Annotated in this window: 8 protein-coding genes; 1 reads left to right on the top strand and 7 read right to left on the bottom strand. The window is 61.6% G+C overall.

Features of this window, described 5'->3' with window-relative positions; all coding sequences use genetic code 11:
• The first annotated feature begins 189 nt into the window (after positions 1–189).
• Positions 190–6,225 (top strand): membrane-targeted effector domain-containing toxin, encoded by a 6,036-nt coding sequence (locus tag M2401_RS16375; RefSeq protein ID WP_259104393.1) that lies wholly within the window; start codon positions 190–192, stop codon positions 6,223–6,225.
• Positions 6,226–6,235: 10 nt separating this feature from the next.
• Here the strand turns inward: M2401_RS16375 and M2401_RS16370 are convergent, their stop codons facing one another.
• The 7 genes from M2401_RS16370 to glnE all read right to left on the bottom strand — a co-directional run bounded on the left by M2401_RS16370 (position 6,236) and on the right by glnE (position 16,020).
• Positions 6,236–7,681 (bottom strand): lipopolysaccharide kinase InaA family protein, encoded by a 1,446-nt coding sequence (locus tag M2401_RS16370; RefSeq protein WP_259104391.1) that lies wholly within the window; start codon positions 7,679–7,681, stop codon positions 6,236–6,238.
• 174 nt (positions 7,682–7,855) lie between these two features.
• Positions 7,856–8,620, bottom strand: coding sequence for a lipopolysaccharide kinase InaA family protein (locus M2401_RS16365; RefSeq protein ID WP_259104390.1), 765 nt, complete (start codon positions 8,618–8,620; stop codon positions 7,856–7,858).
• 196 nt (positions 8,621–8,816) lie between these two features.
• Entirely contained in the window at positions 8,817–9,623 is an 807-nt protein-coding gene (gene rfaP / locus M2401_RS16360) for a lipopolysaccharide core heptose(I) kinase RfaP (protein WP_259104387.1), read from the bottom strand.
• Positions 9,620–10,744: a glycosyltransferase family 4 protein gene (locus M2401_RS16355; RefSeq protein ID WP_259104386.1), complete on the bottom strand. Its 1,125-nt coding sequence runs from the start codon at positions 10,742–10,744 to the stop codon at positions 9,620–9,622. Before M2401_RS16355 ends, rfaP begins: the two co-directional genes overlap by 4 nt.
• Positions 10,744–11,808 (bottom strand): lipopolysaccharide heptosyltransferase I, encoded by a 1,065-nt coding sequence (gene waaC, locus M2401_RS16350; protein WP_259104384.1) that lies wholly within the window; start codon positions 11,806–11,808, stop codon positions 10,744–10,746. Before waaC ends, M2401_RS16355 begins: the two co-directional genes overlap by 1 nt.
• Before the next feature lies 1 nt (position 11,809).
• Positions 11,810–12,844 (bottom strand): lipopolysaccharide heptosyltransferase II, encoded by a 1,035-nt coding sequence (waaF, locus tag M2401_RS16345; RefSeq protein WP_259104382.1) that lies wholly within the window; start codon positions 12,842–12,844, stop codon positions 11,810–11,812.
• A gap of 227 nt (positions 12,845–13,071) precedes the next feature.
• The gene (glnE, locus tag M2401_RS16340; RefSeq protein WP_259104380.1) at positions 13,072–16,020 is read right to left on the bottom strand and encodes a bifunctional [glutamate--ammonia ligase]-adenylyl-L-tyrosine phosphorylase/[glutamate--ammonia-ligase] adenylyltransferase; all 2,949 of its coding nucleotides are present in this window, start codon (positions 16,018–16,020) and stop codon (positions 13,072–13,074) included.
• Between the last annotated feature and the right edge of the window lie 89 nt (positions 16,021–16,109).

Genomic DNA, 16,109 nt, shown 5'->3' with positions numbered 1-16,109 from the left:
AGGACCGGCTTTAGCCGGGAGGAGGCCCTCGCGGCTGAAGACGCTCCTACGGAATTACGCTCGACCAAATTTCCCGTCGTTTAACTATCTACTCCCAACACCCTCGCCACTCCTGATTGATTACCCCTCATGAATCCAGGGGCCGTGGCGCCCCTGCCGCCACACCTTTTTTTTGACAAGCAGGATCCCATGACAACCTATACGCCCATCTCCACCGGCAGCGGCGCCGGGCTGGCTGCCGCCTCTGCCGCACTGGCAAGCCTCGATCAACAGAGCCAGACCTTCGAAGATCAACTCACATCATTGCCCCAGGCCGACACAGCCCTGCTGGATGCGATGGCAAGCGCCGACACCGTTGCAGTCGAACGCCATCTCGACGCTCTGCTGCAGCAGTTGGACGACTATTGGCAAAGCCGTCACACCTCGCTGGCAATCAGCATGGAACAGGCGCTGCGCGCCGAAATGACGCTCAAGGTCCACGAAGGCGACCTCGACGCCCGCTACCGCGTTTGCCTGCCTGCAACCGCCGAGCCGCAACCCGATGGGCCGGTGTCGGCGTTTTCCTTATATGTGCAGTTCAATGAAGACAACGACGCCGAAATCACCGGGGCGCTGGTCATGTGCCATGGCCAGGGGCCTACCTTGCTGTGGCTGCCCGGTGTCGGCCTGCTGGGCTTTGCCAGCCGCAGTGCCATGAGCGAAACCATCGCCTCCTGGCTGAATGACAGCAACCTGCGCGGCACTGTGCTGAGAAACGCCGAGCAGCACTTTCAAGACATCTTCCAGACCATCAATGCCGACCCGGAGCTGTTCCTGCCCGACTTCCAGGCGAGCGATGTGCAGTTGCAGGCCATCACGGGTAATCCGTTCCATTACAGCCTTGATCGTCAGCGGCATAAGCAACGTGCGGACGTGCGTCACGCCTGCACAACCGGCAAACAGGCGACGCTCGTCAATCAGGCCATCGCCATGCGCGGCCTGCTCGGCCCCATCGCCGTGCTGGAGCTGCGCGAACTGGCCTATATCGAAGCCAGGCAGCGCAAGCAGCTACCGCACTGGTTCAGACACGCCAACAGCGCCGAGCAGCAGACCTGCCAGCAGCGCCTGCAGGGCTACGACCAGACCCGCACCTTGCTGCTCAGTGCCATGGACGGCGCGACCTCGCCGCAGCAGTTCGCCGATATCCGCCTGCGTACAAGCCTGGCCACCGACCTGGGTTACGACCTGGCCCCTCAGGACCTCATTGTCAGCACCCAACGCACCTTGCCCCTGACCGGCGAAAGCTACACCGTCAGCCATTCGCTCGTGCAACTGGCGCTGTACGGCCTGCACCCGCAGGATCGCAGCGAGGGTTCGGCATTCCTGACCCAGACCCATCTCAGCCTGGACGACGCCCCCATCGCTGCGGACTATCCGCTGCTCACCCCCACCTACATCGCCCGCCTGATCGACGAGCTGAATCTGCGCGTGACGTTCGGTGAGATCCAGCGCCGCACCTTCGCCCTCAAACACAAACAGCAACTGATTCGCGAACTGATCCGCAAGCAACTCGGCGCGCTGGCCTATACCGCCTGGATGCAGGGCCATATCTCGCAAGAGGAGCTGGGCATCGTCGAAAGTATTTCCGGCCAGACCAGCGACCCGGCGGTGAAGCTGCAACTGCTCAGGCTCAATGGCCAGGACATCCCGAGCAAACTGCTGGTACTGCGCAAGGACGATGCTCAGGGTCGCCCCGAGCGCCTGGTGCTGTTTGCCGCCGACGCGCCGCAGGCGCAGCTGTTCAAGGGCTTAGCCAACGAAACACAACTGCTGCATGAACTGGTGAGCTGGAGCGCGCTTGCGCCGATGAGCGACTACCTGGTCCAACAGGTCGAAGCATCCGGCCAGCCGCGCTTGCAGGCCCAGCTCGCAGCGTTGCGTCTGAAGCCCTACCCGCCGGAAAATTTCATGCAGCTGCTGACGGCAGGGGACTACAGCCAGGGTTTGAGTGCACTGGTCTCGGAACAACTGCGCGTCGCCATGGCCGAACAGGCCCGACACACACCTGCCTGGCTCATCCGCGCCAGCACCGAGCAACGCCAGGAACTGCTCGCCCTTGAGCAGGCTGCCTGGGCCGCTGAAGAGCACTACACCGACAAATCCCACAGTCAGGTGCCGGACTTCGAAGCCTACGTGCATCAACGCGCCAGCCAGAAGATCAACCAATTGCTGGGTCTGGCCGACGGTCAAGTCGATCCGGATCAGATCATCATCACCTCCGAGCGCGAAACCCTCAGCTACACCCAGATGCTGCGCAACGGTTATGACGACAGCCTCGGCCTGTTCAGCGCCGGCGCCGACACCTTGGCCACTTTCAAGGGCCCGGAAGGAGTGGACCTGAGTCCGCTGACGCCGCAGAAAGTAGCCCGGTCGGTTCATGGCAAATGGCTCGCCGACGATTACATCGCGCAGATCCGCAGCAACCTGCTAGACCCAGAATCAGTCGGCTACGACTACCGCCGCCAGACCAGCCTGCTGATCAACCAGTTGCACATGCAGGCCGCCGCCCTGCGCAGCCTGCTCAAAGGCCATATCGACGCACCGCAGTATCAATGGCTGCGGGCATCCCTGGACAGGCTGCAACTGAATGACAAGCAAACCCGCGAAGACTTCCCGTTGTTCCCGCTGCAACTGCACATCGACAAGCCCTTTATTGGCTCGGGGCTGGAAGGGATCGACCAATTGATAGTTCCCGCACCGGTACTGATTCACATCGAGACCGTGCAAGGCTGCTTCGTGGTGCTGCCGACCCGCATCCGCCAGGCCGCATTGCTGTACACGCCCCAGGCGCCCGACGGCGTCGAGTTTCGCCTGTTTGCCGATTTCGTCACTTCGCTGCAACAGCCCGGCATGGTTGATTACTACAAGGATCGTTGCCGACTGGCGGCGCGCAGGACACTGTCGTTTTTCCTCAATGACATGAAAAAAGGCGGGGCCAACAAGCCGCCGTTCATCCCTCGGGAATGGTTCAGCGACCTTCAGGATATCTGCTACAACCGCCCGTTGGAGCGCAAAATCCGCGATGTCGAAGACACCACCACCGGTCGTCACGACATGCTGAGCGCATTGGTCTGGACCAGCGTCGAGCTGATTGCCACGGCCATGACGCTGCCCTTCCCGCCCGCCAGTTTTGCCGTGGGCGCCCTGCTGGCCTTCCATGACAGCCTGCGTGCTGTCACAGCCCTGACCAATGGCAATCACGAGGCGGCCAGCGCCTACATCCTCACCTCACTGTTCAACAGCCTCGGCGCCATTGGCGACCTGCACTCCGGCGTCAAAGGTTTCGGTGCCTTGCTGCACAAACTCAAGCCGAGCCACGGTCGCGTAAAGACACTGCAATCGATCAGGCAACCTGTGCAAATCGGCAGGAAGATCGACCTGTATCCAGTGATACTGGCCGAAGAAAGCTTCTGGCTGGGCAAGCCGGTCGCCGAAGGTTACGCACCGTTGTTCCGCAGCCTGTCCGATGGCTCACAGGAACTGCACGCCACAGGCCAATTCGCACGTCGCGATGCCAACGGTATGTGGCGTCCGCTGGGTCACGAAACGAACCCGCCACAACCGGTCCCCGTCAAGGTTTCCCTGAGCGCCGGCTGGCCGGCCCAGCCCCCGCATGCCAAGGGCGTGCGCATCGTCGACAACAAGCCCTGCATCGACCTCAACGGGCAGGTCTACCAAGTGCAATACGACGCCCGCTTGCGCACCTGGAACATCATCGACCCGACCAATCCGTACGCTTTTTATGGCAAGAAACCGGTGCATCTTGACGCCCAAGGCAACTGGCATCTCAGCGCACCCCTGCGCCTGCGCGGCGGCATGGATAGATATAGTCAGCTGCCACTGGAGCGAATCCCGTCACAGGAAACCGCCATTACGCGCCTGGACGATTACCAGCTCCCCGAAGAGATGCATCACCATGCCAATAACATTGTGATCAGCAAATACGATATTGATCCCGTGGTGGGAGATTACTTCGCCGTCGTTTATGCCGACATACGTAACAAATACTCTGCAATGCGCGACAAGCTTTATAACGACGCCAAGGCTTACTTCGCCGCCCCTGCAGCGGTCAGGCGGCCAGCCTTACCGGATCTGGCAGCAGAGACTGATTTCGAAGGACTTGTTCAAGAGTGCTTCAAACAGACCAACGGCCTGGTCATCAGCGAAGCGCCCAAGTCTGTCGTCAGCAAGCGTCTGCTGATTGAGAACATGGCTGCCCTGGCCAAACATGACGTCAAGATCCTGTATATCGAGCACCTGTTCACCGACCAGCACCTGCAGAAGCTCGCCAAATATCGGAAGCTCTCCAGTAACAGCCGGGCAGGCTCCCATGAGATCAAGCAGCACTTTAACCTGCTCAATGATGGTGCCCTGGACAATGCCTCGCGCGAATTCGACTACTACCATCTGGTCAAGGTCGCGCACCGCAACGGCATCGAAGTCCGCCCCTTCAGTTCCAACGTCAGCTACCCCCACAACAGTCATCCGGTGCCTGGTGCCGCTGGCGACGATGCTGCCGGGCAAAAAATGAGCAACTTCTTTGGCCACCAACTGATCTCCGGGGATATCCAGGCCCAACCGGACCGTCGTTGGATCGCCTTGCTCGATCAGAAACTGGCCAACACCCACAGAGGCGTGCCGGGCATCAGCGAACTCGAAGGCGCGATCAGTCTGCGCGTGCACGGCAAGCCCGGCTCGGGCAAGCCGGTGATCCGTCCGGACATAGATGGAGCGCCGGTGGACGACGTGACCATTCGCAGTGATTTCAGCCTTGAGATGACCGGCCCGGCTCCCCGGCGCGCTTCGCCTGATAGCGTCACGTCCTTCGGCCCGGGCAGCAAAATAGACGATGCCCTGCACCAGTACCTGACCGATCAACCCGTTATCGCCATCGACAACCCCTATCCCGGCGATCAGGGCTTCAGATGGAGTGATGCCGACGGCTGGCAGCGTGTCGATCCCCGGCACTGGAAAACCGATAACGCGCCGACACCATTGCAACTGTCGATGATCGATGCGGACTACGAGATACCCGCCCTGCATGGCGAGACCCTGCACGATCTGGCGAACTTTCAAAAGCGCGGGCTGGACCAGGACTACCGCCAGGCCAATGATCAACAGGAACTGGTCCAGGACCTGTTCTTTGCCCGACGCACGGCGCTGCATAGGGATGCCCAGCAGATTGTCATCCGCGAATTGCCGCCGCGTCCGATACTACCCGAGGTACAACCCGACACACGTCCGGCGGACTTCCTCGGCAGCCTGTATGTGCACACCGATGGCGTGGTCATAGGCGAATCACACAGCTCGATCGCCAGCAAAAAACTGCTGATCGACAACCTGCCCGCGCTCTCGCAGCAGAACGTCAAAACCCTGTATCTGGAACATCTGCTGAGCGATCTGCATCAGGCCGACCTGGACCGCTTTGCCGATACCGGCCATATGAGCAAGCGCCTATTGCATGACCTGAAGGTATTGGACCGCGGCCACCGCACGGACCCCACCCAGGTCTATACCTTCGAAAAACTGGTAATCAAGGCGCGCGAGCACGGCATGGAAATCTGCGCCATCGACTGTGTCGCCAGTTATTACCTCAAGGGTCTGCGCGATCCGGCCCCCACCTCACGACAACAAATGCTGAGCTACTTTGCCGCGCGCAAAATCACCAGGCATCAAGAGGTCACCGGGCAGCACAAATGGATTGCCCTGGTTGGCAACACCCATACCAATCTCTACAAGAAGCTGGTGCCGGGCATTGCCGAATTGCAGGGCGGCATCGGCGTACGAGTGGTCGACGTCAAGCCGGGAGCTGGCAATACGGTGATGGCTGATACTGGCGAATTGCTCAGGGACTCGCTCAGCATGGAACAACACTTTGTCAGGGGCGACTTCAGGATCACCCTGGAAACCGTGCGGCCGCAGGCCGCCAGCCCCCGGACCAGCCCGATCGAACAGCGCCTGTCCCGACCGGGAATGTTCCTGATCGAGCAAGGCGCTGACGGGCAGCACCAAGTCGTGCATCGCTCACGGGACATGGCGATTTATCGCACCCATGTACAGACCGATGCCCAAGGTCGGGTGTCGCTGCCAAGAAGTCGCTGGGCGACTATCAATGGCCGGACGTTCGCAGACCTTGACGACCTGATTACGAGCCTCAGGCAGGCGGGGCTGAGCCACATCCGTTAAAGCGCTCAGCTCAAGCCACAGGAACCTTGGGCAGGCGCTGCTCCAGCAATTGGTGCAGCGCACTGTCAACCGGCCAGTTACGCATGAAACGCGCACGGTCCCTGGCGAAGGCCGTCGCAAAGGATGCCTGGGAGCGGTGCTGGCACATGGCATCAAGGTCGATCATCGACCAGCGCCCGTCATGCCAGAACAGGTTGTGGCCCTTGAAGTCGCCGTGGCTAATGCGCTCGCGCAGCAATTGCGCGAACAGCATGTCCAGTGCCTGCAATTCGCTTTGCGGCACCGCGCCCGACTCAACATAAGGGGCGAAGCGTTCGATGATGTCCGGGCCCGACAGGTATTCGGTGACCAGATAAGCCTTGCGCCGCAGCCCCATGAAGCGCTGCTCCTGCAAGGCCAGCGGCTTGGGCGTGGCGATGCCGAGAAAGGTCAGGCGATTGCCTTCGCGCCAGGAATGCCAGGCCCGGCTCGGGCGCCAGAAACGTTTGAGCCAATGGGCGAAATTCTTGATGTTGTAGCGTTTGATCACTAACGCCCGACCCGCCACTTCGACCCGCGCGACACTGGCGGCGCCGCCGGTCTTGTACAGATGGCCCTGATCGAGCAGACCGTCAGCCTGAGCCAGCACCGGCAGCATTGCCGCTTCTTCTTCGCGACGAATCGCCCGCAGTTCGAAGGCCGTGTCGTTGACGCTGAACAGGCTGCAATCGCGGGTGCTTTTGTCGAGAAAATCCTTGAGGCGCCAGTCACGCACCTTGTCGATCTGCTTCTGCAGGGCTTCCAGCGGCAGCGCGTGCTCGCCGTTGCTCAGCAGGTAATACACCAACAGCTCTTCGGTGAACGGCTCAAGGGTGCGTGGCAACTGGGCGAAGAACACGCCGAGGTTTTCCAGCACCTTCTGCCGCGACAACGGCTGCCCGGCCTGCTCAGCCATGACCCCGCCGCCATCGATGAGGTAGAGCAGGCCATTGGCGCGCATCAAGTTGTCCAGGTGCAGATCGGCCTGCCACAGGCCTTTAGCATGCAACTGGCCGATGGCTGCCAGCGCCTCACTGAGCACTGCGCTTTGCTCGTCGGCCAGCGCCGGCAGGTTCTCGACAGCGGCCCAGGCATTGCCCAGGCCCTGGGCATTTTCCAGCAGCTCGAACAACAGCCAGCCGCCCTCTCCATCCTGCAAGCCATCGGCCAGCAACAAAGGCGTAGTCATGCCCTGTTCGGCCAGCAACCGCGCACCATCGCGCTCGCGCTGAAAATGCCGCGCGGCCTTGTTACCGACCAGCAACTTGGCCAACACCGGCCGCCCACGCCAGACACCCGCGCCGACATAACGCTGGCCTGGCAACACCCGCAACAGCGTCAACAATTGCAGCTCGGCAGGCCCGGCGGCATCGGCCAGGGCCAGGCTGATCGGCAATGCCGGGGTGCGCCCGGCCGACTTGAGTTCAGACAAACGCATCAGCGGGGATTCTCGTCAAACAATCTTGTAAACATGGGTACCCATGCCCGGATGCACCCGATCAATTGTGGGAGCGAATTTATTCGCGAATACGGTCTGTCAGGCGCATGGATACAGAACGTGCCGACACCTTCGCGAATAAATTCGCTCCCACAGATATCGCTCCAGATCAAATCAGGCACTGTGCTGCTCACGGCGCTTATGGCTGCCGCGCCGGCCCAGACGCTCGAACCAGGTATCGGCCTCGGCGCTGTTGCTGTCGCCATGCAGATACACCGCAAGCAACTCGCGAACGTCCGCCTCCTGCCACATCGGCGCACGGCGCAGCAGCGGTTCCAGGTCCTTGATGCGATCACGCTGACCGAACAGGATCGGCCGCGTCTTCTCCAGATCAATCAGTTGCGCACGGTAAGCATTGCCCACCGCCTGCAGGAAAATATGCTTCGGATAAAAACAACCGTGGATCTGCCCGGCGCCGTGCAGCGTGCGCGCCAGTTGCCCGCAGGCCTGCAGGATCGCCCGGCGTGCAGGCAGCGGCTGCTCGGCCCAGCCCTGCAACAGGGTATCGAGATCGGTCCAGCCATCCAGGGCTCGAGTCATCAGTATCGCCCGGCGTTCGCCCTTGATCTTCTGCTCGCCAAAGAACACCGCCTGCAATGCCGGAATGCCGAGCTTCTGGTAGCGGCTGATATTGCGGAATTCCCGGGAGAACGACGGCTCGCCAAACGGGTGGTGCAAGGTGTGGGTCAGGTAGTTGCTCTGGCGCTTGAGGTAAAAGCCGCTGCCCTCCAGCTCCAGACGAAACACGCTGCTCCAGCCGCCGCGTCCGGTGTTGGGCTCATCAACCGCATCGAGCTGAACATCCCACAGCGACTGAAAATCAGCCAGGCCATGGCGGGCCAGCAAGGGCTGGTCGCTGCCTGCAATGAAGTGGCTCATTTGGCCCTCGCCTCAAACAAGACGAAATTATTGCTGCTCTGTGGGACCGACTGTGGAAGCGGGTTCTGTGGGAGCGAATTCATTCGCGAAGAGGCCAGCAAACTCGACACAGTTGTATCCCCTGAAATACCGCCTTCGCGAATGAATTCGCTCCCACAATCGCTCCCACAGTGCTCACTCCAACCTGGCTTTTTCATCACAACGCATCCCCATAACGCAGCTTGCGCTGATACAGCTTCTCGGCCTTGACCTCCAGCCACTTCAGCAGCTTCGCCTCTTCAGCCAGGATCTGCCGTAGCGGTTGCTGGAAGTAGCCTTTGAGAAAGCGCAGTTTGTCGCGTTTGGTCAGGCCGATGTCCAGCGCCGAGAAATACAGCGCAGCCAGGTCCTTGTTGCGCCAGCGCGGGGTGATCACCCGGCGGGTCTGGGCGCGGTGCAGGTCGATCACCGAGAGTTTGAAGTCTTCGGGGGTCACCGGCTTGTCGGTATGCAGCAAAAAGTGGCAGATATAGCAGTCGCGGTGGTTGACCCCGGCGCGGTGCATCATGCCGACCAGGCGCGCCACTTCGGCAATGTACGCCCACTTCATGCGCGGCTCGGGCGGCTGGTTGCGCCAGTTGATGCTGACATCTTCCAGGCTTTCGGTCGGCGCCAGCTCTTCGGTGACGATAAACGAATGCTGCTCGGCCGGATTGCTGCCGCGCTCGCCATAGGCCACGGCGGTCATGGTCGGTACGCCGACTTCATGCAGGCGCTCGACGGCGTCCCACTCCTTGCCCGCGCCCAGTACCGGCAGCTTGGCGGTGATCAGGTTCTTGGCGATTTCGCCCCAGCCAATGCCGCGATGGATCTTGACGAAATAACCGCGCCCGTCGACCTCGGTACGCAAGGTGCGCCGACCATCGAGTTCGCGATAGACCTTGCCGTCCAGGGCCTCGACGGCTTCGAACGCATCGCGCTCGCGCCACAGGCTCTTGAACGGTTCAGCAAGGATCAGTTTCATCCGTAGTGCTCCGCCAGAATCACATCCGCAGCGTGCTGCGGCATGCTGTAAAGGTCTGCCGTCTCGGCATAGGCCAGACCATTGCGCCCCCAGGTCACGCGCGCGGCGTTATCCTGGAGCATGCGGCTCAAATAGTCATTGAGCTGGTGTTGCTCAAACGGCTCATCCAGCACCAGGCCGCTATTGGCCTCGGCAATGTAATGGGCATAGCCACACACTGCGCTGACCAGCACAGGGAGCCCGGCCACCAGGGCTTCAAGCAGCACGGTCCCGGTGTTTTCGTTGTAGGCCGGGTGGATCAGCACGTCGGCCCCCAACAGAAAGCGCGGAATATCGCTGCGCCCCTTCATGAAGGTGACGTGGTCGCCCAGGCCCAATGTGGCACTTTGCAATTGGAATACTTTGGGGTCGTCCTGACCGATTACAAACAACCGCGTGCGTTTTTTCAGTTCCGCAGGCAAGGCGGCCAGGGCCTTGAGGCTGCGATCCACACCCTTGGTCTTGAAACCCGAACCGATCTGTACCAACAACAGGTCATCGTCGGCCAGACCGAACTCCTTGCGGAATTCGGTGCGGATCTGCGGCGCATCGCTCGGCGCACGGCGGTCCTGGGCGATGCCCGGCGGCAGCAGATGGAAGCGTTGCAGCGGCGTCGCGTAATGCTTGATGAACAGCGGTTGCTGCACCTCGGAGATCATCAATACCTGGGTTTTTTCGTCCTTGCCGAACACTGAACGCTCGTATTCGGCGAAGTGGCGGTAGCGGCCCCAGTGGCGATACAGCGAGTGGCGCAGGTTTTGTGCCTTGTCTTCAAAGCAGCCGTCGGCAGCGTAGTACACGTCCAGCCCCGGCATCTTGTTGAAGCCGACCAGCCGGTCCACCGGGCGCTTGGCTAGATCGGCGTTCATCCAGTCGGTAAGCTTTTCATTGCGCCGATGGTTGAACAGCGCCTTGACCGGTGCCACCAACACCTCGAAACCGGGCGGCACATCGCCTTCCCAGATCAGGGTATAGACGCGGATCTGATGCCCGCGCTGCTGACACTCCAGGGCAATACGCATGAAATCACGCTGCAAGCCACCGAAGGGGAAATATTTGTACAGCACAAAAGCCAGTTGCATCAGCCTGCTTCCTTTGCCAGCAACAGCGCGCCCAGTTGGCTCGCTACCCGCTCGGGATTCAAACGAGTGAAGCACACCGGCCACTCGCGTTTTAGGTCCAGCCGCGCCTGATCATCGGGCGTCGGTTGGTAGGTGCATTTCTTTTGCATACACGGCGCGCAGGCCGGGTAATCGCCGGCCAGATGCACCTGGGACTTGCCGTAGGCGCCGCTCAGGCCGGGGTTGGTAGGGCCGTACAGCGACAGGGTCGGTACGTCGAACGCCGCAGCCAAGTGACCAAGGCCGGTGTCCACCGCCACACAGGCCTGGGCCTGAGCCAGCACTTTGGCGACGCCTGCCAGATTCAGTTTCGGCAGTACCTGCGCCTGCTCCAGCCCCTCGGCAATCCGCTCGGCGCGCTCACGCTCGACGACATTACCCCACGGCAGGCGCACCTGCAGGCCCTGGGCGATCAGGCGCTCGGCCAGTTGCCGCCAATACAGCTCCGGCCAGTGTTTGGTGGCCCAGGTGGTGCCGTGCAGGAACAGCACGAAGGGAGCAGCATCTGCCGCATCAACCAACCGGCTGCGCTGCAAACCGTAATCGCCGGTGGTCTGGGGCACTTCATAACCCAGTGCCTGGGCAAACAGTTGGCGCACCCGCTCCACCGCATGCTGACCGCGCGGCACGGCATAACCTTGCTTATAAAAGCGGCTGGCCAGGGGTTCCCGGGCCGAGTCACGGTCCAGGCCCACCACCGGCGAGCGGCTGTAGCGAGTCAGCCAGGCGCTTTTCAGCAGGCCCTGGGCGTCGATCACCAAGTCATAGGGGGTATCGCGCAAACGTTGCTTGAAACGTTTCCACTCACCGCTGCGCCAGGTCTGCCAGATACTTTTGCGCCAGCGACGAATCGCCACTGGAATGATTGCGTTGACCGCCGGGTGCCAGCTGGGGATCTCGGCGAAGCCTTCCTCCACCACCCAGTCGAACTCGATACCCGGCACGGCGCGTGCGGCATCGGTCAGGGCGGGCAAGGTGTGGATCACATCGCCCAGGGACGAGGTCTTGATCAGCAGGACCCGCAAGTCAGACGACCTCCGCGGGCTGGCCGCCTACACGCTGCAAGGCCTCGAGCACCGGGGCGGGCTCCAGTTGGCGCATGCAGTTGTAATGGCCGAAGCGACAGGTGCGCTCGAAACAAGGGCTGCATTCCAGGCCCAGGCGGACGATCTCCACCTGATCAGCCAGCGGCGGCGTAAAGCCCGGCGACGTCGAGCCGTAGACCGCCACCAGCGGCCGGTTCAGCGCGGCGGCGACGTGCATCAGCCCGGAATCGTTGGAGACCACAGCATCGGCACACGACATCAGGTCGATCGCTTCGGCCAGAGAAGTATCGCCACTGAGGTTGCTGGCTTCTTCGCGCAGGCCGGGAATCAGCCGCTCGCGGATGCTTTCGCCTACGGGGAAATCTTTCTTCGAACCAAACAGCCAGACCTGCCAGCCTTGGCGAATGCGCATTTCGGCGACTTCGGCGTAGTACTCGGCGGGCCAGCGCTTGGACTCGCCAAACTCGGCGCCGGGGCACAGCGCCAGTACCGGGCGATCCAGGCTCAGGCCGAACTTGGCCAGCGCAGCGTCGCGGCTTAAAGGGTCGATACGCAGGCTCGGGCGCGGATAGGGCGTCGGCAAATCAGCGCCGCGATCAAAGGCAAGGGCCATGAAACGCTCGATCATCAGCGGATAGCGGGCTTTATCGAGGGTACGCACATCGTTAAGCAGGCCGTAGCGGAACTCGCCACGCCAGCCGGTGCGCTTGGCAATACCGGCAAAGAACGGCACCAGCGCCGACTTCAAGGAATTGGGCAGCAGGATGGCCTGGTCATACTGACCCTTGAGCGAACGGCCGATACGGCGGCGAGTTGCCAGCTCCAGTGCGCCATGGCCGAGCGGAAAGCTCAAGGCGGCGCGCACTTCGGGCATGCGCTCAAGGATAGGTCGGCTCCACTCCGGGGCCAGCACATCGATTTCGCACTCGGAATGACGCTGCTTCAGGCACTGGAACAAGGTTTGTGCCATCACCATGTCACCGACCCAGCTGGGTCCAATGATCAAAATTCTCATGCTTTATCCAAAAACGACCAGAAACGATCAGGGAGGCTGACGCCTCCCTGTCATAGCTTTGACACATGCGCAGGTGTCGGGGGATCAACGCAATCCATGTGGGAGCGGATTTATCCGCGAAGAGGCCGGCAGAGCCGACGCATCTCCAGCGCTTGGGGGTATCCATTCGCGAATGAATTCGCTCCCACAGAGTTCGCTTCCACAGGACTCGCCCAAACATTTGTGAATCAGCTCAAGCCCATCCCCGCCCAGATCCGCATCACCTCACGCCGCTCGACCTCGAACTGGTCACCGCGCACGGTGCCGGCCTCTTTCTGCAGGGCCTGGCGGTGGGCGGCGGAGCGGTAGGCTTTATAGGCCTCGCGCAGCAGACTGGCATCGGCTTCGGCCATCAGACCAAGCTGCTCCAGCGTCTCCAGAATGCGAATGTTATCGGTGTAACGCAGCAGTGCCGGGTGTTCCCTGGACCACGCCAGAGCCGCGTATTGCACCATAAATTCGATATCGACGATACCACCGGCATCCTGCTTGAGATCAAAGGCCGCAGTGGCCAGGAAGGCGTTGGCCCCTGTCCCGGCTGTCGTGCCCTTGGTGCCGAGGTTGTCGCGCATCTTGGCGCGCATCTCGCTGACTTCCTGACGCAACTTAGCCAGATCCCGCTCGCGACCGAGGATCTGCGCGCGAATGTCTTCAAAGGCCGCCCGCACATCCGGGCTGCCGACCAAGACCCGCGCCCGCACCAGCGCCTGATGCTCCCAGGTCCAGGCTTCGTTTTCCTGATAGCGGGAAAATGCGCCGAGGGAACTCACCAACAACCCCGAGGCACCGGATGGACGCAGACGCATATCGACGTCATACAGCTGCCCGGAGTTGGTCTGGGTGGTGAGCATATGAATGATGCGCTGGCCCAGTCGAGTGAAGAATTGTGCGCCATCGATAGGTTTAGCGCCGTCGGTCTCGGCGTGAGGGTCACCGTCGTGGATGAACACCAGGTCCAGATCCGAGCCATGACCCAGCTCGATGCCGCCCAGCTTTCCATAACCGACAATCACGAAACTGGGGTTGCACAGGCTGCCATCCGGTCGCGCCGGGGTACCGTGGCGAGCGACCGAGTGATTCCAGGCCAGTGCCAGCACCTGCTCCAGGATCGCTTCGGCCAGCCAGGTCAGGTAGTCGCTGACTTTCATTAAAGGCAGGCTGCCGGTGATTTCCGACGCAGCAACGCGCAGGCCGTGGGCCAGCTTGAAGTGGCGCAGGGCTTCCATCTGCTGTTCGAGGTCGTCTTCCGGGATCCGGGTCAGACGCTCGCGCAACTCCGCCGCCAGCTCAAGGGCCTGGGGCGGGCTGAACAGACGGCTTTCATTGAGCAGTTCGTCGAGCAGCAGCGGGAAGCGGGCGATCTGTTCGGCGATCCACGGGCTGGCAGCACACAACGTCAGCAGGCGGCGCAGGGCGTTGGGGTTTTCCGTGAGCAGCACCAGATAAGCCGAACGCCGCGCCACGGCCTCGACCAGGGGCAGCACCCGTTCAAGCACAAGGTCCGGATTATCGTGTTCAACCGCCTGGGCCAGCAGGCGCGGAATAAAGGCGTCCAGACGCTCGCGACCCAAGCGCTGCATGGCGCGCAATTGCGGGCTGTGGCGCAGATCGGTAAGGCGCTTGAGGGCCTTGGCCGCGTCGACAAAGCCACCCTCGGTCAACTGCCGGCAGGCGCTTTCTTCATCCTGGGATTCTTCCCACAGCGGTAACCACTCGCCGCCGATGATTTCCGCTTCATCTTGCGCAGCATCGTCGCCATCCGGGTCGGCGATGACCTGGCGGAAGTGCCAGTCGACCCGGCCACGCCAGTACATGAGTTTTTCGTGGAAGCTGGCCCAGTCCGGGAAACCCAACATAAAGGCAATGCGCGCCTGATCCCGGTCGCCGTCGGGCAGCATCTGGGTCTGGCGGTCGGCAATCGCCTGAATGGCGTGTTCGGTATAGCGCAGGAACTCGTAGCCTTCGCGCAGTTCGTCAGTGACCGCGCCGGGCAGATAACCCTGGCCTTCGAGGGTCTTGAGCACCTTGAGCAAGGGGCGTTGTTGCAGGCTCAGGTCGCGGCCACCGTGAATCAGCTGGAAGGCCTGGGCGATAAACTCGACTTCGCGAATGCCGCCGGAACCCAGCTTGATATTGTCGGCCATGCCCTTGCGCCGCACTTCCTGCTGAATCAGCTGCTTCATGGTGCGCAGCGCTTCGATGGCGGAAAAGTCCAGATAACGCCGGTAGACGAAGGGACGCAGCATTTCCAGCAACTGCGCCCCGGCGACCTGATCGCCACCCACTACACGTGCCTTGATCATGGCGTAGCGTTCCCAGTCGCGGCCCTGGTCCTGGTAGTACTGTTCAAGGGCGTTGAAGCTGAGCACCAGCGCCCCCGCCGACCCATAAGGCCGCAGGCGCATATCGACGCGGAACACGAAACCGTCGACCGTGACCGGGTCCAGCGCCTTGATCAGGCGCTGGCCCAGGCGGATGAAAAACTCCTGATTATCCAGTGGCCGCTTCACGCCAACCGTCTCGCCGCCCTCGGGATAACCGAAGATCAGGTCAATATCCGACGAAAGGTTCAGTTCCACTGCGCCGAGCTTGCCCATGCCCAGAATGACCATCTGTTGCGGCTCGCCGCTGCGTCGCCCGGTGGGCACGCCGAACTGCTGGCAATGACGCTCGTACAGCCACTGATAAGCCAGATCGATAGAGGCATCGGCCATCGCCGACAGCTCGCGGCAGGTCTGCACCAGATCAACCTGGCGCGTCAGATCGCGCCAGATAATCCTCACTTGCTGGCGCGTACGCTGGCGACGTAGATTACGCCCCAGCTCATCTTCGGTAATGGCGGCGGTGGTCGCCTCGGCGATCTGCGCGCGCATCTCGCCATCGGCGAAGGAGCGCTCCAGCTCGCCGGATTCAGCCAGTTCGATGAGCATGCGCGGATCACGAATGCACTGCTCGGCAACGAAGTCACTGGCCGCGCAGACCCGCTCCCAGGCGGCGCGACGTGAAGCGGGCCAGGCGTCGAAAAGCGCGAGGCTGTCATCTTCGAGCGCTACAAGAGCGGTATGTAGCGATTGTTGAACGCGGGACGCTATGGGCAGCAGGATGGCTGGAAGATCAGCCAGCGAAGGTAGGCTCATGGTCTATCCTTGATGGGCGTGCAAAAGGGCTGTCTGCTGCAATGGCAAGTTTCACGCTTCGTGACGGACTGTCGAACAAAAGTCAGAAA

It is taken from the genome of Pseudomonas sp. JUb42 (assembly GCF_024807945.1).
GTDB lineage: Bacteria > Pseudomonadota > Gammaproteobacteria > Pseudomonadales > Pseudomonadaceae > Aquipseudomonas.
The sequence above is the reverse complement of the archived record's forward strand: the minus strand, read 5'-3'. Positions and strand labels throughout refer to the sequence as shown.

Coding starts and splice junctions, on each gene's coding strand:
- M2401_RS16375 (WP_259104393.1), top strand. CDS start 190: ATGACAACCTATACGCCCATCTCCACCGGCAGCGGCGCCGGGCTGGCT.
- M2401_RS16370 (WP_259104391.1), bottom strand. CDS start 7,681: ATGCGTTTGTCTGAACTCAAGTCGGCCGGGCGCACCCCGGCATTGCCG.
- M2401_RS16365 (WP_259104390.1), bottom strand. CDS start 8,620: ATGAGCCACTTCATTGCAGGCAGCGACCAGCCCTTGCTGGCCCGCCAT.
- rfaP (WP_259104387.1), bottom strand. CDS start 9,623: ATGAAACTGATCCTTGCTGAACCGTTCAAGAGCCTGTGGCGCGAGCGC.
- M2401_RS16355 (WP_259104386.1), bottom strand. CDS start 10,744: ATGCAACTGGCTTTTGTGCTGTACAAATATTTCCCCTTCGGTGGCTTG.
- waaF (WP_259104382.1), bottom strand. CDS start 12,844: ATGAGAATTTTGATCATTGGACCCAGCTGGGTCGGTGACATGGTGATG.
- glnE (WP_259104380.1), bottom strand. CDS start 16,020: ATGAGCCTACCTTCGCTGGCTGATCTTCCAGCCATCCTGCTGCCCATA.